Annotated in this window: 21 protein-coding genes; 1 reads left to right on the top strand and 20 read right to left on the bottom strand. The window is 56.2% G+C overall.

What is annotated here, in order from left to right; genetic code table 11:
* Positions 1 to 8: 8 nt before the first annotated feature.
* From plsX to ACVBDQ_RS01075, 7 genes are all read right to left on the bottom strand, one after another.
* Positions 9 to 992, bottom strand: a complete 984-nt coding sequence (plsX, locus tag ACVBDQ_RS01045; RefSeq protein ID WP_011230688.1) for a phosphate acyltransferase PlsX — start codon at positions 990 to 992, stop codon at positions 9 to 11.
* Entirely contained in the window at positions 976 to 1,572 is a 597-nt protein-coding gene (fapR, locus tag ACVBDQ_RS01050) for a transcription factor FapR (protein WP_011230687.1), read from the bottom strand. Before fapR ends, plsX begins: the two co-directional genes overlap by 17 nt.
* Positions 1,573 to 1,871: 299 nt before the next feature.
* Positions 1,872 to 3,920, bottom strand: a complete 2,049-nt coding sequence (gene recG, locus ACVBDQ_RS01055) for an ATP-dependent DNA helicase RecG (RefSeq protein WP_062898522.1) — start codon at positions 3,918 to 3,920, stop codon at positions 1,872 to 1,874.
* Positions 3,917 to 4,801, bottom strand: a complete 885-nt coding sequence (sdaAA, locus tag ACVBDQ_RS01060) for an L-serine ammonia-lyase, iron-sulfur-dependent, subunit alpha (RefSeq protein WP_062898521.1) — start codon at positions 4,799 to 4,801, stop codon at positions 3,917 to 3,919. Before sdaAA ends, recG begins: the two co-directional genes overlap by 4 nt.
* Before the next feature lie 73 nt (positions 4,802 to 4,874).
* Positions 4,875 to 5,537 carry an L-serine ammonia-lyase, iron-sulfur-dependent subunit beta gene (sdaAB, locus tag ACVBDQ_RS01065; RefSeq protein ID WP_023634005.1) on the bottom strand — a complete coding sequence of 221 codons (663 nt, stop codon included), beginning with the start codon at positions 5,535 to 5,537 and terminating at the stop codon, positions 4,875 to 4,877.
* 73 nt (positions 5,538 to 5,610) lie between these two features.
* Positions 5,611 to 7,281, bottom strand: a complete 1,671-nt coding sequence (locus ACVBDQ_RS01070) for a DAK2 domain-containing protein (RefSeq protein WP_014195419.1) — start codon at positions 7,279 to 7,281, stop codon at positions 5,611 to 5,613.
* Positions 7,282 to 7,298: 17 nt separating this feature from the next.
* Entirely contained in the window at positions 7,299 to 7,661 is a 363-nt protein-coding gene (locus tag ACVBDQ_RS01075; protein ID WP_011230682.1) for an Asp23/Gls24 family envelope stress response protein, read from the bottom strand.
* A 228-nt stretch (positions 7,662 to 7,889) separates the two neighbouring features.
* On the opposite strand from ACVBDQ_RS01075, the gene rpmB reads away from it, so the two are divergent.
* Positions 7,890 to 8,075, top strand: coding sequence for a 50S ribosomal protein L28 (gene rpmB, locus ACVBDQ_RS01080; protein ID WP_011230681.1), 186 nt, complete (start codon positions 7,890 to 7,892; stop codon positions 8,073 to 8,075).
* Between the two features lie 88 nt (positions 8,076 to 8,163).
* On the opposite strand, the gene spoVM is transcribed toward rpmB, so the two are convergent.
* The 13 genes from spoVM to rpoZ form a co-directional block, all read right to left on the bottom strand.
* The gene (spoVM, locus tag ACVBDQ_RS01085) at positions 8,164 to 8,244 is read right to left on the bottom strand and encodes a stage V sporulation protein SpoVM (RefSeq protein WP_011230680.1); all 81 of its coding nucleotides are present in this window, start codon (positions 8,242 to 8,244) and stop codon (positions 8,164 to 8,166) included.
* A gap of 81 nt (positions 8,245 to 8,325) precedes the next feature.
* A complete protein-coding gene (locus ACVBDQ_RS01090) occupies positions 8,326 to 8,976 on the bottom strand; it encodes a thiamine diphosphokinase (RefSeq protein WP_033025061.1) in 651 nt (216 codons plus the stop codon).
* A gap of 109 nt (positions 8,977 to 9,085) precedes the next feature.
* A complete protein-coding gene (gene rpe / locus ACVBDQ_RS01095; protein WP_014195417.1) occupies positions 9,086 to 9,742 on the bottom strand; it encodes a ribulose-phosphate 3-epimerase in 657 nt (218 codons plus the stop codon).
* A 2-nt stretch (positions 9,743 to 9,744) separates the two neighbouring features.
* Positions 9,745 to 10,626, bottom strand: coding sequence for a ribosome small subunit-dependent GTPase A (gene rsgA, locus ACVBDQ_RS01100; RefSeq protein WP_014195416.1), 882 nt, complete (start codon positions 10,624 to 10,626; stop codon positions 9,745 to 9,747).
* A gap of 4 nt (positions 10,627 to 10,630) precedes the next feature.
* Positions 10,631 to 12,601: a Stk1 family PASTA domain-containing Ser/Thr kinase gene (pknB, locus tag ACVBDQ_RS01105; protein WP_011230676.1), complete on the bottom strand. Its 1,971-nt coding sequence runs from the start codon at positions 12,599 to 12,601 to the stop codon at positions 10,631 to 10,633.
* 5 nt (positions 12,602 to 12,606) lie between these two features.
* On the bottom strand, positions 12,607 to 13,356 hold the full coding sequence (locus ACVBDQ_RS01110; protein WP_011230675.1) for a Stp1/IreP family PP2C-type Ser/Thr phosphatase: 750 nt from the start codon (positions 13,354 to 13,356) through the stop codon (positions 12,607 to 12,609).
* A gap of 5 nt (positions 13,357 to 13,361) precedes the next feature.
* Positions 13,362 to 14,459, bottom strand: coding sequence for a 23S rRNA (adenine(2503)-C(2))-methyltransferase RlmN (rlmN, locus tag ACVBDQ_RS01115; RefSeq protein ID WP_011230674.1), 1,098 nt, complete (start codon positions 14,457 to 14,459; stop codon positions 13,362 to 13,364).
* Positions 14,460 to 14,463: 4 nt separating this feature from the next.
* Positions 14,464 to 15,798, bottom strand: a complete 1,335-nt coding sequence (rsmB, locus tag ACVBDQ_RS01120) for a 16S rRNA (cytosine(967)-C(5))-methyltransferase RsmB (protein ID WP_011230673.1) — start codon at positions 15,796 to 15,798, stop codon at positions 14,464 to 14,466.
* Entirely contained in the window at positions 15,785 to 16,744 is a 960-nt protein-coding gene (gene fmt / locus ACVBDQ_RS01125; RefSeq protein WP_014195414.1) for a methionyl-tRNA formyltransferase, read from the bottom strand. Before fmt ends, rsmB begins: the two co-directional genes overlap by 14 nt.
* A 6-nt stretch (positions 16,745 to 16,750) precedes the next feature.
* Positions 16,751 to 17,224 (bottom strand): peptide deformylase, encoded by a 474-nt coding sequence (def, locus tag ACVBDQ_RS01130; RefSeq protein ID WP_011230671.1) that lies wholly within the window; start codon positions 17,222 to 17,224, stop codon positions 16,751 to 16,753.
* Between the two features lie 16 nt (positions 17,225 to 17,240).
* The gene (gene priA / locus ACVBDQ_RS01135; protein WP_011230670.1) at positions 17,241 to 19,646 is read right to left on the bottom strand and encodes a primosomal protein N'; all 2,406 of its coding nucleotides are present in this window, start codon (positions 19,644 to 19,646) and stop codon (positions 17,241 to 17,243) included.
* A complete protein-coding gene (gene coaBC / locus ACVBDQ_RS01140) occupies positions 19,643 to 20,848 on the bottom strand; it encodes a bifunctional phosphopantothenoylcysteine decarboxylase/phosphopantothenate--cysteine ligase CoaBC (protein WP_021321693.1) in 1,206 nt (401 codons plus the stop codon). Before coaBC ends, priA begins: the two co-directional genes overlap by 4 nt.
* 49 nt (positions 20,849 to 20,897) lie before the next feature.
* A complete protein-coding gene (gene rpoZ / locus ACVBDQ_RS01145) occupies positions 20,898 to 21,098 on the bottom strand; it encodes a DNA-directed RNA polymerase subunit omega (RefSeq protein WP_011230668.1) in 201 nt (66 codons plus the stop codon).
* Positions 21,099 to 21,100: the final 2 nt, after the last annotated feature.

A 21,100-nucleotide genomic window follows, 5' to 3' on the forward strand; every position in this document is an offset into this window, starting at 1 on the left:
TTTACCGATTATGCCCGTTCCAGCTCCGCTCTGATCGTGCCGATGACATCATGAACCACCATCTCTCGCGCCTGGCGGATGGCGTGGAAGATGGCGTTCGCATCGGACGACCCGTGCGCTTTAATGACCGGAGCATTTAAGCCAAACAGCGCCGCGCCGCCATACTCCGAGTAGTCCATCATTTTTTTCAGCCCGGCGAGCTTTGGCTTGAGGACGGCGGCGGCCAGCTTCGCCGCGACGCCGCTTGTCAGCGTCTGCTTGAGCAAGGAAAAGAGCGCCAGCGCCGTCCCTTCAATCGTTTTTAACGCAACATTGCCGGCAAAGCCGTCGGCGACGACAACATCAGCCACTCCTTGCAGCAGATCGCGCGCTTCGACATTGCCGATGAAATGAAGGTTCGTTTCCTTGAGCAAGGCAAACGCCCGTTTCGTTGTTTCGTTTCCTTTTTGGTCTTCCGTTCCGACGTTCAGCAAGCCGATGCGCGGTTTTTCGACGCCGCGCACGTTCTTTGCGTACACATGTCCCATCAAAGCGTATTGCTGCAAATGTTCCGGCTTTGCATCGACGTTGGCGCCGACATCCAGAAAGACAAAGCCGCGCCCATCCAACGTCGGCAGCGTCGGGGCGAGCGCCGGGCGGTCGATGCTGGCTGCCCGCCCGACGACAAACAGTCCGGCTGCCATGAGCGCCCCGGTATTGCCGGCGGAAATGCAGGCAGCGGCGCGCCCTTCTTTCACTTCTTCCGCCATGCGCACCATCGACGAGTTCTTTTTGCGCCGCACTGCCCGCACCGGCTCATCATCTGCTTCGATCACTTCGTCGGTGTGGATGATCGAAATGCGCTCTTCACCCGTCACATGCGGGCGAATTTTCTCTTCATCGCCAATCAGCGTAATCTCGATGTCAGGGAAATGGGCGGCGGCCATAAGCGCCCCGCGCACGATTTCGCCCGGGGCATGGTCTCCACCCATGGCATCAACCGCGATATTCATTGCTGTCCCCATCCTTTTTCTCTATGTTTGAACGATACATTTCAAACGTACCAGAAAAGACGAGCTCCTGGCCGACGTAGCTGTTCACCTCGACGATTGTGCGCCCGTGCGCCGTTTTTCCGGTCACTTTCGCTTTGGCTACGACCCGCTCCCCTTCTTTCACTTGGCGCACAAAACGAATGGTCGCTTTCGCTGTCAGCGCCAGTTCATCATGGATGACAGCGACGGCAAGCGAGTTGGCCTGAGCGAACAAATGATGGCCGCGGGCGATGCGGGTGCGCCGAAAGACGTGCTCCTCTTTCACATCGAAAATCGAAATGGCGCTCGCATCCGGCTCGATGTCAATAATGTCGCCGATCACTTCTTCAAGCGGCAACGCCCGCACTTTATCAGCGAACGACTGGCGGGCGACATTCTTGATGCGCTCACGCAGTTCGGGAATCGACAGCTCAAGCCGATCAAGGCGGATCGTCTGCACGCTGACCGAAAATTTTTCGGCGAGCTCTTCATCGGTGATAAACGGGTTTTCCCGGATCGTCTCCTGCAACAACCGTTGCCGTTCGCGTTTGCTTTTTCTCATCGATTCGTGACACCGTCCGATTTTATGACTAGGTACTAAAAGTAATATATAATATCAAAAAACGAAATGCAAGCACAAAAAATGAACAGCGCCACATGCTGTCGGCCGCTGTGGATCCGACGCCCCCCTCGCCAAACGGCTTTCTGCTCCATCCTCGAGGCTCACAAACGAAATAGTGGGACAGGCATCTCCTGCCTCCTCCGTCCGAACAATAAAAATATAGGCTTTCACTGGCCAAAAAATCAATTACCATAAAAAACAGCGGGGCGCGAATGCGCCGGCGCCTCCTCCCCTGTCTATTAATCTAGCTTTTCCCCATCGAGTATGCCGGACGTTTCCAGCTCGGCGCGCAGCCCGGCGTACGCCTCATCGCGCCAAAACGCGGCCGAGGAAACGAGCTTGGCGGCATCGCGGTGGGCGACTTCCAAAATGCGGTAATCATGCACTGGATCGCCGTAGCGGAATTCCGGGAGCCCGCTTTGTTTTGTACCGAAAAAATCGCCCGGACCGCGCAGCTCCAAATCTTTTTCGGCCAACACAAACCCATCGGCCGTTTCCGTCATGATGCGCATTCGTTCTTTGCCGACTTCCGATTTCGGGTCGGCGATCAAAATGCAGTACGACTGGGCGTCGCCGCGCCCGACCCGCCCGCGCAGCTGATGGAGCTGGGCGAGGCCAAACCGTTCGGCGTCGTAAATGACCATCACCGTCGCATTCGGTACATTCACGCCGACTTCAACGACCGTCGTCGAGACGAGCACATGGATGCGGTTTTCGCTGAACGCCCTCATGACGCGTTCTTTTTCGTCGGCCGACAGCCGGCCGTGCATCAAGCCGATCTCATATTTCCCGCGATAATAATGGACAAGCTGGCTATGGACATCGATGGCGTTTTGCACATCCAATTTGTCCGACTCCTCAATGAGCGGACAGATGACATACGCCTGATGACCACGGCGCAATTCCTTTTCGATAAAATCGAGCACGCGGGAGAACTGATGATGCTTCACCCAATACGTCTCGACTTTTTTTCGTCCGGCCGGCATTTCATCGAGCACCGATACGTCCATGTCGCCGAACGCCGTAATGGCGAGTGTGCGCGGAATCGGCGTCGCCGTCATCATCAATACATCCGGTGCATGCCCTTTCTCACGCAAAACGCGGCGCTGTTCGACGCCAAACCGGTGCTGCTCGTCCGTAATAACGAGGCCGAGCCGGCGAAACTGCACTCCTTCTTGAATCAAGGCGTGCGTGCCTACGACGATATCAATTGTTCCTTCTTCCAGTTCGGCAAGCACTGCTTTGCGCTGCTTTCCCTTCACTGAGCTTGTCAAGAGCGCGATCGTCACATCCGTATCGGCAAACAGCTCGGCGAGCGAGCGGGCGTGCTGTTCAGCCAGAATTTCCGTCGGCACCATCAGCGCTCCTTGAAATCCGGACAAAGCGGCGGCGTAAAGAGCGACAGCGGCAACGACCGTCTTGCCAGAACCGACGTCGCCTTGCAAAAGCCGGTTCATTTGCCGCGGCGAGCGCATGTCCGCCAAAATTTCGCCGATGACACGGCGCTGGGCGTTCGTCAAGACAAACGGCAATCCGGAAAGAAAGGACGAAAGCCGCTCTTCAGAAAACGAATGAACGACGCCGCGCCGCTCATCGCGCATCAATCGACGGAGCGCCTGCATTTTCAGCTGGTACAACAAAAACTCCTCATAGATGAGCCGGCGCCGCGCCTGATGCAATTCTTCGCGCGTGCGCGGAAAATGAAGGGCGCGGAGCGCTTCTTGTTTGTCGACAAGGCGATAAGCGCGGCGCAAAGCGGGCGGCAACGGGTCGGGAATGTGCTCGCCAAACTGTTCGAACGCCGCTTTCATCAACCGGCGCATCGTTTTCACCGTCAGTGGGCTGCGCACGGAGTAAACCGGCTCGATGCCGGTGGTCTCCGGAGCCGGTCCGAACCGAAGCTCGTAGGCGTTGATCGTTTGCCGATGCCGGTCCCATTTGCCGATCACCGTCACCGTCTCGTTCAGGGCGATTTTTTCCTTCAAATAGGGACGGTTGAAACAAACGACGGTGATCAAGTAGCGATCGGCCAGCATGCGGAAGGAAAGGCGCGATTTTTTCTTTCCGTAATACGTCAACAGCGGGGCACTGTATACTTTTCCTTCCACTGTCACTTTTTCTTCATGGCGGACGGCGGCCAAATCTTTTTGTTCGTAATCATCATAGCGGTACGGGGCGTACGCAAGCAGCTCACCGACCGTCGCGATGCCGATGTCGGCAAGCGCCGCCGCCGTCTCTTCACCGATGCCTTTGACCGCCGTCACCGGCTGCTGCATCGCTTCGTTCACTTCGATGCCGCAGAAGCGCCGAAAATGCGGGCCGCAATGGCGCGGCCAGTCGGCGTCGCGGCCAACCCCCCTTGCGCCGTTTCTTTGAGCACCACCGGCATGGCTGCACCGATGCGATACATCGCTTCAATCACTTCATCGCACGGGATGCGGCTTTTAATGCCGGCTAGCGCCATATCCGCAGCGATCATGGCGTTCGCCGCCCCCATCGCGTTCCGCTTGACGCACGGCACTTCGACCAGGCCAGCAACCGGGTCGCATACTAATCCCAACATATTTTTTAAGGCGATGGCCATCGCTTCGGCCGCTTGAGCAGGCGTCCCACCGGCCAGCTCAACCAGCGCCGCGGCGGCCATGCCGGCCGCCGACCCAACTTCGGCTTGACAGCCGCCGGCGGCGCCGGAAATCGAGGCGTTGTTGGCGACAATGTAGCCAAACGCCCCGGCTGTAAACAAAAACTCAATCATTTCCATTCTTGTCGGCCGCAGCTTCTCTTTCACGGCAAACAGCGTCCCCGGGACGACGCCGGCCGCCCCAGCCGTCGGCGTGGCGCAAATGACGCCCATCGCTGCGTTCACTTCGTTGGTCGCCATGGCTTTGCTGACGGCGTCTAAAATCGTCTCTCCGGACAAAAAACGGCCGCCCTCAATATAACGCTGCATCCGCACCGCATCTCCGCCCGTCAATCCGGAGCGGGACACAACCCCTTCGAGTCCCCTCTCGACGGCGCGCTCCATGACGGCTAGATGGTGATCCATTTGCGCGATCACCTCTTCCCGGCTTCGCCCGCTCACTTCCACTTCCTGACGAATCATCACTTCAGCGATTTTGATGCTGTCCTTTTCGGCCAACGCCACAAGTTCAGCCACATTGCGAAACATTTGATTCCCACCTGTCCTCTCTCCATCATGGCTTATCTTCTTTGATGCACATCAACATGAAACCGATTTCTTTTCAATCCGCAAGCTTCGCCACTTGAATGATGTTCGGCAGCTGCTCCAATTCTTGAATCAGATCATCGGTCAACGGCTGGTCAACTTCGATCGCCATGAGCGCCTCTTTCCCTTTCTCCTTGCGCGACACTTCCATATGGCCGATGTTGATTTTCTGTTTCGCCAACACCGAAGCCACCGCCCCAATCGTCCCATACCGGTCATTATGCATAATGAGCAGCGCCGGATGGTGGCCAGACAGCTTCAAGGCAAACCCATTCAATTCGACGATTTCGATTTTGCCGCCGCCGATCGAAATGCCGACGAGCTCAAGCTCGCCTTCATCATCGCCAATCCGCAGGCGCGCCGTATTCGGATGATGCGGAATCGCCTCCTCGGCGAAAAACGACACATCTACACCTTCCGCTCGGGCGATCTCAAGCGCATTCGGAAGACGTTCATCGAACGTGTCAAACCCAAGCAGCCCGGCGACAATGGCAACGTCGGTGCCATGCCCCCGATACGTTTCGGCAAATGAGCCGTAAAACGAAATGCGCGCCCACGTCGGCTTTCGGCCAAACAACTTGCGCGCAACCAAACCGATGCGCACCGCCCCGGCCGTATGTGAACTTGACGGCCCGACCATCACCGGGCCAATGATATCAAAGACGCTTTTGTATTTCATCTCCGCTATTCCTCCACAAAACAGAAAAATAAGAAAAATAGAAGGGAATGCTCCCTTCTATTATTCTAACATATTATTCGACGGAAATGATAAATGGATACAGCGGCTGCTTTCCGTTATGCACTTCCACTTCGACCCCGTCATGTTTTGTTTCCAAATAGGCAACGACTGTTTCCACATCGATCTCCGTTGCGTCTTCGCCGTACAAAATGGTCACGATTTCGCTTTCTTCATCAATGAGCGCATCAAGCAGCCGCTTCGTTACGGCGAGTTTGTCTTTGTCAGCGGCAATAATGCGGTCATCCCATAACCCCATGTAATCGCCCTTTTGAATCTCGATGCCGTCAATCGTCGTATCGCGCACGGAAAATGTCACTTGCCCCGTTTTCACTCGCGACAGCGCCGCCGTCATCGCCCGCTCATTTTGCTCGGCCGATTGCGCCGGATTGAACGCCAAGAGCGCCGCCAGACCTTGCGGAACCGTTTTCGACGGGATGACGATCACCCGCTGTTCGGAAAGCTCCGCCGCTTGTTTTGCCGCCATCACAATGTTTTTGTTGTTTGGCAGCACAAACACCGTTTCCGCGTTGGCGAGGCGGATGGCGTCAGCGATTTCTTCCGTGCTCGGGTTCATCGTTTGCCCACCTTCAATGATGGCGTGTGCACCGATGCTCCGAAACAGTTCAGCCACGCCAGCGCCCATGGCGACGGCGACGATGCCGTACGGCTTTGCTTCCTCTTTGGCAACGCCAGGAAGCGTTTTTGCCTCCTTGCCGACGATGTTGGCATGTTGTTCGCGCATGTTTTCAATTTTAATATTGATCAAGCTGCCGTAGCGTTGACCGTATGTCAGCACCTCACCCGGCGTTTCCGAATGGATGTGCACCTTAACAAGCTCTTCATCCGCGACAACGAGCAAGGAGTCGCCGAACTGGCTTAACTCGCGGCGGAACGTTTCTTCGGAAAACGGGTGCTCGGCCAGCTTTTCGGGCTCAAAACGGACCATAAATTCCGTACAGTAGCCAAACTCGATCTCATCGGCATGAATATGGCTTTGCGCGCTTTGATGGTGCACCATTTTCACTAGATCGTCCATCCGCGCCTCAGCGCGTGCGGCGCTCACGATTTCTCCTTTCAAAGCAGCAAGAAACCCTTCATAGATGTATACGAGCCCTTGACCGCCGCTGTCGACGACACCGACTTCCTTTAAGATCGGGAGCAATTCGGGTGTGCGCTGCAGCGCCGCTTTCGCCTCGGCGAGCGCCGCTTCCATCACGGCGATCACGTCGCGTTCTTTTTTTGCCACCTCCACCGCCTTGCGCGCCGCTTCTTTGGCAACGGTGAGGATCGTCCCCTCAACCGGCTTCATCACCGCCTTATAGGCTGTGTCCACCCCCGCCTGCAAAGCGGCGGCGAATTCGAAGCTGTTCACCGCTTGTTTGCCTTCGACTGCCTTGGCAAATCCGCGGAACAGCTGCGACAAAATGACGCCGGAATTGCCGCGCGCCCCCATCAACAGCCCTTTTGCCAGCGCCGCGGCGACGTTGCCGATATGGTCGGAGGCATTCGCCTTCACTTCTTTCGCCCCGGACGTCATCGACAAGTTCATGTTTGTTCCTGTATCGCCATCTGGAACCGGAAAGACGTTCAGCGCATCGACCGTCTTGGCGTTGTTCGCCAAATGTGCGGCCCCTTGCTGCACCATATCGGCAAATCGTCTTCCGTCAAGCGTCCTCATTGTCACCGGCTAACTCCTCCTTACTACGGGTTTGACACCCGAACCCCTTGAACGTAAATATTGATCGACTGAACCGCCAGCCCGAGCGTCTGATCGAGCGTGTACTTCACTTTCGACTGCACGTTATGAGCGACTTCGGAAATTTTCGTTCCGTAGCTGACGATGATGTACATATCGATATGTACCTCGCCGTTTTCTTCGCGGACAATAACCCCTTTGGAAAAATTCTCCCGGCGCAAAATTTCCGACAGCCCATCGCGAATTTGGTTTTTCGACGCCATTCCGACAATGCCGTAGCAATCGACGGCAGCTCCCCCCGCGATCATCGCAATGACTTCATTGGCGACTTCGATGCGCCCGTATTTCGTTTGCCATTCGATCGACATGCTCGTTCCCCCTTTGCGTATCTCGCACAGCTACCCCTATTGTACTATAACGCTTTCTGTTTTCAAAGCGCTTCCCGTCCGCCCACTAGTATTATTTAGCCGAAAACTGAAATATATGTCAAGGACAGTTTCTTGAAAGAAAACCGCACGTCTATTGCAATCCCTACAGTTGTATGGTAAATTATAATAGTGTTTTTAGAGGGATGTGAAAGCAAGGAGGGAAAAACGATGGCGAAGTGCTTCATTACCGGCAAGAAGAAATCGTTCGGCAACTCGCGTTCGCATGCCATGAACGCCAGCCGCCGCACATGGAAAGCCAACTTGCAAAAAGTGCGCATTTTAGTTGACGGCAAACCGAAACGCGTTTGGGTTTCGGCGCGCGCGCTGAAATCTGGAAAAGTGAAACGCGTCTAACGGCCTAACGAAAAGAAGCCGCCCAAAAGGTTGCAACCCTCCTTTTGTTCGGCGGCAACAAAAAAGCACCAAAAATGGTGCTTTTTTCTTATCCTTTTTTAAATGCGTTCAACACCGCCCGCACGATTCCGCCTAAAAATCTCGGCAGCTTGATCGTATAAAACTTCATCCCGATTCCCTCCTCACACCGATCATAACGAGCTTCCCGCCATTTCCTTATCCATTATATTCCGTCATAAGCCAAGCGCGACTACGGGCAGCCGGCAAAATCGCTGCTCCTTATCATCATTAATATGCCTTCTGAAAACGAAAAAGTACCGGAAGATTGGATAAGTTCGTTACTAATACATAATGTCGAACCGCGGGAAATATGACAGTTTGTTAGCGGATATTTAAATCCGATAAGCGTAAGCTCCGCCACTGTTTCGGAAATCGGGATGTATGACACATAGCGGTATCGATCGTCGCGCGCAACCGTATGCACGCCGGGCAGATGGACGGTGAGCACGTTTTGCCGGTCGATGAGTTCAATGGGCCGCCCGGCGTACTTTAACAGCAGCTCAACGTTGCCAAACAAATGGTCAAGCCGCCCGCCGGTCGCCCCAAACAGACGGATGGCCCCATCTGTCTGCCTAACCGCCCAGTCAAGAGCGATCTCCATATCCGTTTTATCTTTTTCCGCCGGCCAAATGTCAAGCTCCGGCAGCATCTCCCTTAGCCGCTTGACCTCCTCTGCCGGCAGCGAATCAAAATCGCCAAACGCCCGCACCGGACGGAGTCCGAAATCCAGCAGCGCTTTCGTACCGCGGTCGACGCCGACCCACTGCACATCGTTCCCATCATACGAGCGCAAATCGGGAAGAAGGTGGCGCGGACCGCCGCCGACAATATGGATCAACACATGCGTTTCCCCCTTTCAGCAAGGGCCGAGGCGGCCATCTTCCGTCCTTTTCTTTGCTCTCATCACCCTGCGGCTCGATAAGATGGCAAAAGCGGCGCTGCCTTTTTGGCTAGTTGGCGCACACTTCGCGAAGCGTGCGAATGGCGGCGGCTCGATCCCGTTCATTGTAGATGGCCGAGCCGGCGACAAGCACGTTCGCCCCGGCTTCCACGCAAAGCGGCGCCGTTTCCGCATTGATGCCGCCGTCGACCTCAATATCGACCTCTTTATTTTGTTCGCTGGCCATCCGGGCGACCTCACGGATTTTTGGCACGACCGCCGGAATGAACGCCTGTCCGCCAAACCCTGGATTGACCGTCATCAACAAGACGAGATCGACATCACCGATCACATGGCGGATCATCTCGACCGGTGTATGCGGATTGAGCACCACCCCGGCTTTGACGCCTTGTTCTTTGATAAAATGAATCGTCCGATGCAAATGCACGCACGCCTCAACATGGACGGAAATCACATCCGCGCCCGCTTTCGCAAACGCCGGAATGTATCGGTCCGGGTCGGCGATCATCAAATGGACGTCAAGCGGCAGCTTCGTCACCGGTCGAATGGCGGCCACGACCGGCGGACCGAACGTCAAATTCGGCACGAAATGCCCGTCCATGATATCGACGTGAATCCAATCCGCCCCGCCTTCCTCGACCGAACGAATCTCCTCAGCCAGGCGGGCGAAATCGGCTGATAAAATCGATGGCGCAATTCGAATCATGTTCAATACCTCGGCTTTCGTTCTTTCATTTCGGCAACAAAACTAACGTAGTGGTCATAGCGGTACGACGGAATCTCCCCGGCCTCGACCGCCTCACGCACAGCGCATTTCGGCTCGGCGATATGAAGGCAGCCGCGGAACTTGCACCCTTCCCCGTACGTTCGGAATTCAGGAAAATAATGCGGCAATTCGTCAAGCTCGATCTGGTCGAACTCAAGTGCACTAAACCCTGGGGTGTCGGCGACAAGCCCACCGGCGACCTCAAGCAGTTCGACATGGCGGGTCGTATGCTTGCCGCGCCCTAAATGGGTGGAAATGTCGCCCGTTTTCAACCGCAAATCCGGACGGAGCGCGTTTAATAGGGACGATTTGCCGACGCCGGACTGCCCGGCGACGACTGAGACGCGGCCGCGAAGGCGCAACGCCAGTTCATCGAGGCCGCCCTTGGTCACTGCTGACGTTTCAATCACGTCGTAGCCGATGCGCCGGTAATCATGCACGTAGCGGGCAATCTCTTCTTTTGATTCGCCATCCAACAAATCGATTTTGCTGATGACAATGATCGGCGTGATGCGTTTCGATTCAACCAAGACAAGAAAGCGGTCGAGCAGCTTGGCGCTGAAGTCCGGGCTTACAGCCGAAAAGACTAAAATCGCCTGTTCGACGTTGGCAATCGGCGGCCGCACAAGCTCATTTTGCCGCTCGCCAATCTCCAAAATATAGCCTTCCGTTTCGCTCGTCGCCTGAAAAACGACGCGGTCGCCGACGAGCGGCGTCACTTTTTTCTTGCGGAACACACCGCGCCCGCGGCATTGGAACACGCGGCCTTCGGACAGGACGTAATAAAATCCGCTTAACGCCTTAATGATTTGCCCTTCCGCCATAGCCTCACCCCTTTTTTCCGTTATTTTCTGGGTACGGGATCGATCCTTCCTCTTTGACGACATTGTTGACAATGACGCGGTAATAAGCGGTCTCCCCATATGGAATTTCAAACTCGACCATCTCGGTCGCTGGCGCCGTCAGCCGGTATGTTTTGTATGGCGTTGACATATTGTGGGTGGCATCTTGGATGTAAAGCTGGGCTTCAACCATTTGCCCCGGCATCGCCGGTTCATATGGGATCATAATCTCTTTCACTACCGTTTTGGACGGCTTCGGCTCCGGCCCGCGGGAAATGACGACTGTGATGGTTTCCCCTTTTTTTACCCGCTCGTTCGCCGCTGGAGTTTGCGAAATGACAAGCCCTTCTGGCACCTCGTCCGAATACTCGTACTTCACGTCAATGCGCAGCCCTTGATCCGCGCCGTAGTCGCGCACGCTTTTTTCCGTATAGCCAGTCAAATCTTTAACGGTGACCTTCTCCGGCCCGAGGCTGACGGTGAACATCACTTCCGTTTCATCAGGCACGACTTCATCACCGGCGTACGGGTATTGATCCAAAATCGTCCCTTCCGGCTTGTCGCTGTAGCGGCCGCTGCGTGTGATGCGGGTAAATCCTTCGGCGCGCAGCTCCTCCTCCGCCGCAGCAATATCATCGCCAATGAAGCTTGGAAATTCGATTTTCTTTTTTCCAATGCTTTTATAAATAATGACGCCGGCACCTTTCTTCACCGTCATGCCGGCTTCTGGATCGGTGCGCACGACTTTTCCTTCTTCGATTTGATCATCTTCTACATCGATCGTATCTTTGATTTCCAAACCGAGCGACGACAGCTGTTCAACAGCGTCATCATAGTTTTTGTTGACCACGTTCGGCATCGTCACTTCTTTTGGAAAAATGAGGTCCGGAATCCATGTGACCGCGCTGATGCCGGCAGCTCCAATGAACAGCAAGGCAGCCACAAGCCAGGCAATCCATACCCGTTTCCGCTTCGGTTTCGGTTCGCCCGTCGTATGAACCGGTTCGCTCGTTTTTTCCTCGTACACAAGCGTCTCTTGCTCCAACGCCGCGCTTTCCGCATGTTTGATCATCGGAATGGCTTTCGTCGCTTCCTCATCGTCATCGGGTATGGTAAATTTCGGCTCATTGCGCCGCCTTGGATCCAGCGCTGTCCGAATGTCCTCGTTCATTTCGCGCGCGGATTGGTAGCGGTAAAACGGGTCTTTCGCCGTCGCTTTTAAAATAATGTTTTCCACACTTTGCGGGATGTCCGGATTCCACGCCTTCGGCGACGGCGTTTCCGCCTGCAAGTGCTTCAACACGATCGAAACGGCTGATTCGCCGGAAAACGGCAGCCGACCGGTGACGAGTTCAAACATGACAATGCCGAGTGAATAAATGTCCGATTTTTCAGTAGCGATGCCCCCGCGCGCCTGCTCCGGCGACAAATAATGAACCGAACCGAGCACAGAGTTGGTCTGCGTGATCGTCGTGCCGCTCATCGCCACAGCGATGCCGAAGTCGGTCACTTTCACATTGCCGTGCTCATCAAGCAAAATGTTTTGCGGTTTAATGTCGCGATGGATGATGCCGTTCTCATGGGCATGGGCGATCGCTGATGTCAGCTGGTCCATGATGCCAAGCGCCCGTTCGACCGGAAGCGGAGCGTGCTGCTGGATGTATTGCTTCAGCGTCGCGCCGCGCACATATTCCATGACGATGTAATAGACGCCTTCCTCTTCGCCGACGTCATAAATGGAGACGATATGTTCATGGTTTAAGCTCGTCGCCGCTTGCGCCTCGCGGCGGAACCGTTTGATGAACTGATCATCATTGGCAAAATCAAGGCGGAGCACTTTGACAGCAACATCGCGTTCCAAAATCATATCGCGGGCCAAATACACGTTGGCCATGCCGCCGCCGCCGATGAGGCTGATGATTTTATAGCGGTCATTCAATCGCTTTCCAATGAGCACGCCGATCACCCACCTTCACGTTCCGCTGAAACATCGATGACCGCCAGCGAAATGTTGTCTTCTCCGCCCCGCCCGTTGGCGAGCTGGATAAGCGCCTCCGCCTTCTCTTCCAGCGTGCCGGCACCCGTCAAAATATGTATCATGTCCGCTTCCGGCACTTTATTGGACAACCCGTCCGAACATAACAACAACATGTCGCCCTCGTCGAGCGCCACTGTTTTCACGTCGATTTTCACCGCCGGTTCCGTGCCAAGCGCCCGCAACAGCACGTTTTTGCGCGGATGATGCTCAGCCGCTTCTTTCGAAAGTTGCCCGCTTTTGACGAGCTCATTGACCAACGAATGGTCGTCGGTCAGCTGCTGAATTCCGCTTTTGTTGAGCACGTAGCAGCGGCTGTCGCCGATATGGGCAACCGTCGCAAACGAATTAGCGCAAACGGCGGCGACGACCGTCGTCCCCATTCCTTGACATTCCGGGTGGGAACAGGCATGGCGAAACAGTTGTTCGTTCGCCGCCGCAATTTGCGTCTTGAGCCATTGCTCCGCCTCAGCCGGTGAAGCAAGGCTACTCTCTTTCTCCCATCGCTCCTGCAAATACGCCACCGCCATGGAACTGGCCACATCACCGGCGCGATGGCCGCCCATCCCGTCAGCGACGACCGCTAAATATTGGCCGCTTTGATTGACAAATACGCCGCCGCTGTCTTCGTTATGTTCGCGAATTTGGCCGATGTCAGTTCGGAAAACGGCTCGCATCCGATTCACCTCGTCTCCTCTTTTCGCTCCTTCGCGCGAAGCTGTCCGCAGGCGGCATCGATGTCGTGTCCATGTTCGCGGCGAATGGTGACATTGATTCCATGTTTTTTCAACGCCCGTTCAAAGGCGAAAATTTGGCTGCGCGGCGTGCGCACATAGTTGCGCTCCGGCACGTAGTTAACCGGAATCAAATTCACATGGCATTTCAGCCCTTTAATCAGCTCGGCCAACTGCTCGGCGTGCTCAAGCTGGTCGTTCACCCCGCCGAACAATCCGTATTCAAACGTCACGCGCCGGCCGGTTTTTTCAATGTAATACCGAACCGCCTCCATCAACTTGGGCAGCGGGTACGCTTTATTGATCGGCATGAGTTTCGTCCGCAGCTCATTCGTCGGTGCATGCAACGAAATGGCGAAGTTGATTTGCATTCCTTCATCGGCAAATTGGTAAATTTTTGGGATGATGCCGCTGGTGGAAACGGTGATATGGCGGGCGCCAATGTTCAACCCTTTTGGGTGATTGACGATGCGCAAAAACTTGATGAGCGCATCGTAGTTGTCGAACGGCTCGCCGATGCCCATGACGACGATGCTGCTGACGCGTTCATTCGTGTCATCGAGCGCCTTTTGCACTTGCACGACTTGGGCGACGATCTCGCCCGCCTCTAAATGACGCTTCAGTCCGCCGAGCGTCGAAGCGCAAAACGTGCAGCCGATGCGGCAGCCGACTTGCGTCGTGACGCACACCGAATTGCCGTAGTTATGACGCATGAGCACCGTCTCGATCGAATAGCCGTCATGGAGCTCAAACAAAAATTTGATCGTTCCGTCTTTAGACGTTTGTTTGACCACGGTTTTCAACGTCGTGATCGAAAACGATGACGCTAGCTGTTCGCGCAGCCGCTTCGGCAAATTCGTCATGTCGGCAAAATCGGTGACACGGTTTTGATACAGCCACTCGTAAATTTGCGTGGCCCGAAACGGCTTTTCGCCTTGAGCGACAAGCCATTCCTTCAATTCGTCTAGCGTGAGCGAATAAATCGATGGCAACGGAGGCTGCGTTTCGCCGACAGAGCGGCGGGCAGCCGGACGAACCATTTCCATGCTTTTACACCTTCTTTCGCAGTCGGGCGATAAAAAACCCGTCAGAGTCAAAATGATGCGGCAAAAGCTGCAACATGCCGCCTTTCACATGCGGCCGCACCGGTTCCGGCATCCGTTCGGCAAGGCTGGCGTCGAGGAAAAAGTCCGGATGATCCGCTAAAAAGCGGGCGATGGCTTCTTCATTTTCCTCGCGCTCCACCGTGCATGTGCTGTAGACAAGCGTACCGCCTTTTTTCAAAAGCGGGGCGGCCGCCCGCAAAATGGCTTGCTGAATCTCGACAAGCGCGGCGATGGCGTCTTTCCCTTTCGTATATTTGATCTCCGGTTTGCGGCGAATGACGCCGAATCCAGTGCACGGCGCATCGACCAAAACGCGGTCAAACGATTCCGGGGCAAACCGCTCGCCGAGCCGGCGGCTGTCAAGGGCGAGCGTCGCAACGTTGTCAAGCCCGAGCCGCTTGGCCTGCTGTTCGATCATCATTACCTTACGTTCGTGGATATCAACAGCAACGACCTCGCCGCGCCCGTCCATCCGCTCGGCGATATGGGTCGTTTTCCCGCCCGGCGCCGCGCAGCAGTCAAGCACCCGCTCGCCGGGGGCTGGGTCGAGCGCTCGAGCGACAAGCATTGAGCTTTCATCTTGAATCGTCAGCCAACCGGCGCGAAACGTCTCCGTATGAGCCAAATTCCCTTTTTCCGCCCGGATGGCCTCCGGAGCGACATGGCCAGGGATTGCCTGCATCCCTTCAGCGCGCAGCCGCTCAAGCGCTTCTTCGACAGTCGCACGCAGCCGGTTGACGCGGGCCGTTGATTGCGGCGGGCGCAAATTCGTCTCGCACATGCGCGCCGCTTCTTCATAACCATATTGCTGGATCCAGCGCCGAACGAGCCACTCGGGATGGCTGGTGGCAAGGGCGAGCCGCTTGCCCGCGTCATCAACCGCCTCGATCGACGGCAGCCCCTCGCGGCCGATGGCCCGCAATACGCCGTTGACAAGTGAAGCAATGCCGCGATGGCCGCGCCGTTTGGCGATTTCAACCGCTTCAAAGACGGCGGCGCGGTCGGGAACACGATCCAAATACACCATTTGATACAGCGTCAACCGAAGAAGCACGCGCACCCACGGCTCAAGCCGGCGCGCCTTGCGCAAAAACGGCGCCAAATAATAATCGAGCGTGTCGCGCCGTTGCACCGTGCCGTAGACAATCTCGGTCAACAGCGCCGCATCGCGCCCGTCAAGGCGTCCTTTTTGAATGGCTTCGTTTAATTGCAAATGACTGTACGCTCCTTTTTGTTCAATGGCTAACAGCGTATCTAAAGCAAGTTCACGTACGTTCATGATCCTCTCCTAGCTTCATGCCGACCGCCAGCCGGCTGCCGGCGCCGCGCAAAAATTCGCCCGCCGCCATCCGTTTTTTTCCGGCCGGCTGCAATTCGGTGATGCGAATGGCTGTCTCATTGCCGGTGGCCACGACAATGCCGTTTTCCTCGAGCGCCAAAATCGTGCCCGGCGGCGCCGAACGGGGCGCCGGCACTTTTTCACCCCACCAAACCTTCCAAATGTGCCCATCCTGCGTTGTATACGTGACCGGCCACGGATGGAAGGCGCGAATATGGTTGTAAATGGCTTCGCCGGGCTGCGTCCAATCGATCCGCTCCTGCTCGCGGCGAATGTTCGGCGCATACGTCGCTTTCTCCTCATCTTGCGGAACGGGCGCAATGTTTCCTTCCAATAAAAGTGGAAGCGTTTCTGATAGTAGTTTAGCCCCGGCGGCGCTCAATTTATCATGGAGCGTGCCGACCGTATCCGTTTCGGCAATCGGCACTTCGACTTGCGCTAACATGTCGCCGGCGTCCAACCGCTCCACCATATACATGATCGTGACGCCCGTTTTCGTTTTCCCTTGCCAAATGGCGTAATGGATCGGCGCCCCGCCGCGCAGCTCGGGCAGAAGCGAGGCATGGACGTTGATGCAGCCGTATTTTGGTGCATCAAGCAGCGCTTTCGGCAAAATTTGCCCGAACGCAGCCGTGACAATCAAATCGGGCGCAAACGCCAGCACTTGTTCGTATTGCTCCGGCTCGCGAATTTTTGTCGGCTGAAGCACCGGGATGCCGCGGCGCTCCGCTTCCACTTTCACCGGGGGCGGAACGGGCTCGCGCTTCCGCCCTTTTGGCTTATCCGGCTGGGTGACGACCGCTGCAACATGATAACCGTCATCAAGCAGCTGGCGCAAAATCGGCACGGCAAAGTCAGGTGTTCCCATAAACACAATGTTCGTCATTGGCATCTATCCTTCCAATTCTTCAAGATCGCAATATCGAATCACTTTCGACGTAAACAGCACGCCGTGCAAATGGTCGATTTCATGCTGCAGGGCGCGCGCCAAAAAACCGGTCGCGGAAAGCGTAAACGGGCGGCCGCGCCGGTTTTGCGCCCGCACTTTCACAAATTTCGCGCGCGGCACTTCGCCAAACAAACCAGGAAAGCTCAAACAGCCTTCAACATCCACTTGTTCGCCGCGCGCCTCGATCACGACCGGGTTGATGAGCTCAATGCGTCCGTGCTCATCTCCGACATCAACGACCGCAACCTGTTCCGCGACGCCGATTTGCGGGGCAGCTAGGCCCACCCCGTCAGCGGCAAGCATCGTTTCATACATATCGTCAAGCAGCCGCCCGAGCCGACGGTCAAATATCGTCACCGGCGCGCACGGCTGTTCCAAAATTGGATTTGGATGCATCACAATCGACAAAACGGCCAATGTCATTCCTCCATCTTCACATCATCATATACGGATTCGTGTCGACCGTAATCGTCACTCCGCCATGGGCGGCATCGGCTTGGTAGCGGTCGATGACCGCCTTGAGCGCCGCGGTCAAATTCGGCTCCCGTTTGTATTTTATCATGCATTGGTAGCGATATCTATCGTGAAGACGGGCGATTGGCGAGGCAACCGGGCCGAGAACGACCGCTTCGTGCGACAGATGCTTGCGCAAATAGGCGGCGATCTTTTCCGCCGCTTTGGCCGCAGCCGGCGCCTCTTCGTGGGCGGCGGTAATGAGCGTCAAATAATAGTACGGCGGATAGCCGTGCGCTTTGCGCAGCGCCATCTCCCGCTGGTAAAAGGCGCGGTAGTCGTGGCGGGCGGCCAGTTCAATGCTGTAGTGGTCAGGCGTATACGTCTGAATGATGACTTCGCCGGGCAGCTCGTGCCGCCCGGCGCGCCCGCTCACTTGCGTCAACAGCTGGAACGTTTTTTCCGCGGCGCGGAAATCGGGCAAATGAAGCATCGTGTCGGCCGCCAGCACACCAACAAGCGTGACGTTCGGAAAATCAAGTCCTTTGGCGATCATTTGCGTGCCGAGCAAAATATCGGCTTCCTTGGCGGCAAAACGGGAAAGCAGCTCTTCATGCGCCCCTTTGCGGCCGGTCGTGTCGACATCCATGCGGATGACGCGCGCTTTCGGCAGCAACCTCGTCAGTTCTTCTTCCACTTTTTGCGTGCCGGTCCCGAAAAAGCGGATGTGTTCGCTTCCGCACGATGGACAGCGAGGGACAAGCGGCTCTTCATGCCCGCAATAATGGCATTTCATCCGCTCGCCGGCGCGATGGTACGTCAACGAAATGTCGCAGTGCGGACAGCGGATGACATAGCCGCAGCTGCGGCACATGACAAACGTCGAATAACCGCGTCGATTCAACAGCAACACTGCCTGCTCGCCGCGCTCAAGCCGGCGGCGCAATTCGTCAAGCAACCGGCGTGAAAACATCGAACGGTTGCCGCTTCGCAGCTCCTCGCGCATATCGACGACATGAACGTCCGGCAGGCCGCGGTCGCTGATGCGCTCCGGCAGCTCGAGCAGCTCGTACACCCCTTTGGCGGCGCGGGCGAACGTCTCAAGCGAGGGGGTGGCGCTGCCAAGCACGACCGGGCAGCTGTGGCGGCGAGCGCGGTAAATGGCGACATCGCGCGCATGATAGCGCGGCATTTCTTCTTGCTTGTAGCTCGTCTCATGCTCCTCATCGATGATGATCATCCCTAAGTTTTCAAATGGGGCAAACACAGCCGAACGCGCACCGACGACAAGCTGCACTTCTTTCCGGTGAATTTTCCGCCATTCGTCATATTTTTCGCCGACCGACAGCCCGCTGTGAAGCACCGCTACTTTCGAGCCGAACCGGCTTTTGAAGCGCTCGACCATTTGCGGCGTCAGCGAAATTTCCGGCACGAGAACGATCGCTTCCTTTCCTTGGCGCAACGCTTCATCAATCGCCTGCATATACACTTCCGTCTTCCCGCTGCCGGTGACGCCATACAGCAAAAACGTGCGATGCTCCCCAGCGCGCACCGAAGCGGCGATCTTCGCCAACGCCGCCTCTTGCGCCTGGGTGAGCGCCGGCGGCTCGCTCGGCTGAAACGTGCGATGCTCGTACGGGTCGCGGTACACCTCGACATCGTTCAGCACCACAAATCCTTTGTCGACGAGCGCTTTCAGCGGCGCTGAGGAGACGCCAAGCACCGCTTGCAGTTCGGCAACCGACGCCGCCTTCCCTTTTTCAAGCAAAAATGAAAGCACCTCTTTTTGTCTTGCCGGCAGCGACCCGAGCTCCTGTTTCGCCTGTTCCGATGGAATGGCAAGAGCGGCGTGCTTCACCGTTTTCTTGCCCGCTTTTTCTTTCACCTTGTAGACCGCCTCGAGCACGCCCTGCTGCACCGCTTTTTGCGCCGCCCGCCATAAACCGGCCGCCTCAACCTCTTTCCAAGCGGCTTCCGTCCGCCCGGCAAACAGCGGCTTTACCTCATCCGGCAACCTCTCTCTCTTCTCTTCATCTGTCAAACGGAGCGTTTTTTCATATTTCGCCCGCATCGCTGCCGGCAGCATCGCCTGGTACGCCGAAATGGCAAAACAAAGCGTCGTTTCCGTTAAATAGCGGCCAAGATCAAGCAGCTCTTCGTTTAACACCGGCACGACATCAAGCACATGCTCAATCGGTTTCAGTTGTTTGATGTCGGAATGGTCTTTCACATCAACGACAAACCCTTGCAAACGCCGCGCCCCAAACGGCACCGTCACCCGCATGCCCGGCTGGATGATGCCTTGCCAGCGTTCCGGAATCAAATAATCAAACGGGCGGTCCGTCTGCCGGGACGGGACATCGACAATCACGGATGCTACTTTCATCGAATCGCCTCGATATACGCGTGAATTTCTTTTAAAATTTCCTCGGCCGCCTCGCGTTTCGTCATGAGCGGCAGCGGCCGAACGACGCCGTCGCGGCGGAAGATGGTGACGATGTTCGTATCGCCGGCAAACCCTGCCCCTTCTTCGGTGACATTGTTGGCGACGACCATATCAAGCCGCTTTTCTTCAAGCTTTTTTAACGCATACTGTTCAAGGTTGTCCGTCTCAGCGGCAAATCCAACTAAAATCTGTCCCGTTTTCCGCTCACCAAGCGCTTTCAAGATGTCCACCGTCCGCTCCATCTCCACCACATAATCACCCGGTTGCTTTTTGATTTTGGACGCCGCCACATATTTCGGCCGATAATCGGCGACCGCCGCCGCCTTGATCACGATGTCCGTTTCCGCAAACCGAGCCATCACCGCTTCATACATCTCTTCCGCCGATTCAACCGCCACCGTCTCGACGCCATCGGGCGAAGAAAGCGCCGTCGGTCCGGAGACAAGCGTCACCGAAGCGCCGAAGCGGGCCGCCGCTTCGGCGATGGCGTAGCCCATTTTGCCGCTCGAATAGTTGGAGAAATAGCGGACTGGATCAAGCCTCTCCCGCGTCGGCCCAGCGGTGACAAGCACACGCTTCCCGCGAAACAGCGGCGGATCACCGGCAAAAAAGCGCTCGATATGGGCGATGATGTTCTCCGGCTCCTCCAGCCGCCCTTTGCCGATGTAGCCGCACGCCAAATAGCCTTCCGACGGCTCGATGAACCGGTAGCCGAATTGGCAGAGCCGCTCAATGTTCGCCTGGACGGCCGGATGCTCGTACATATGGACGTTCATCGCCGGAGCAATCCAGACGGGCGCTTTCGTCGCCAAAATCGTCGTCGTCACCATATTGTCGGCGATGCCGGCGGCCAGCTTCGCCATCGTATTGGCCGTCGCCGGTGCGACCAAAACGAGATCAGCCCAGTCCGCCAAATCGATATGGGCGATGACGGCCGGGTTGTTTTCGGCAAACGTATCGACATACACTTCCTGGCGCGACAAAGCTTGAAACGTGAGCGGTGTAATGAACTGGCACGCCCCTTCTGTCATGATCACTTTTACTTCAGCGCCGCGCTGGGTCAACTGGCTGGTGAGCGCCGCCGCCTTGTACGCCGCCACCCCCCCGGTCACACAAAGCAAAATATGTTTTCCCTTGATCATGTTGGCCACCCCCCGACATTGAAAAAAATAACAACCTAAAGCTAGGTTGTTATTTTTCCTCCTCCACTAATTCGACCTTGTCACCAGCGATTTCCTCGAGCGCCTGGCCGACAAATTTTTTCGACACCGGCTTTTTCACCATCAACTCCGCACCGTCCTGCAGCTCGCGCGCCCGTTTGGCCACCACCGTGACGAGCTTGTATTTCGAATCGACTTTTTGCATCAGCAAATCGATGGAAGGATACAGCATCG

The organism is Geobacillus sp. CCR (assembly GCF_052906625.1).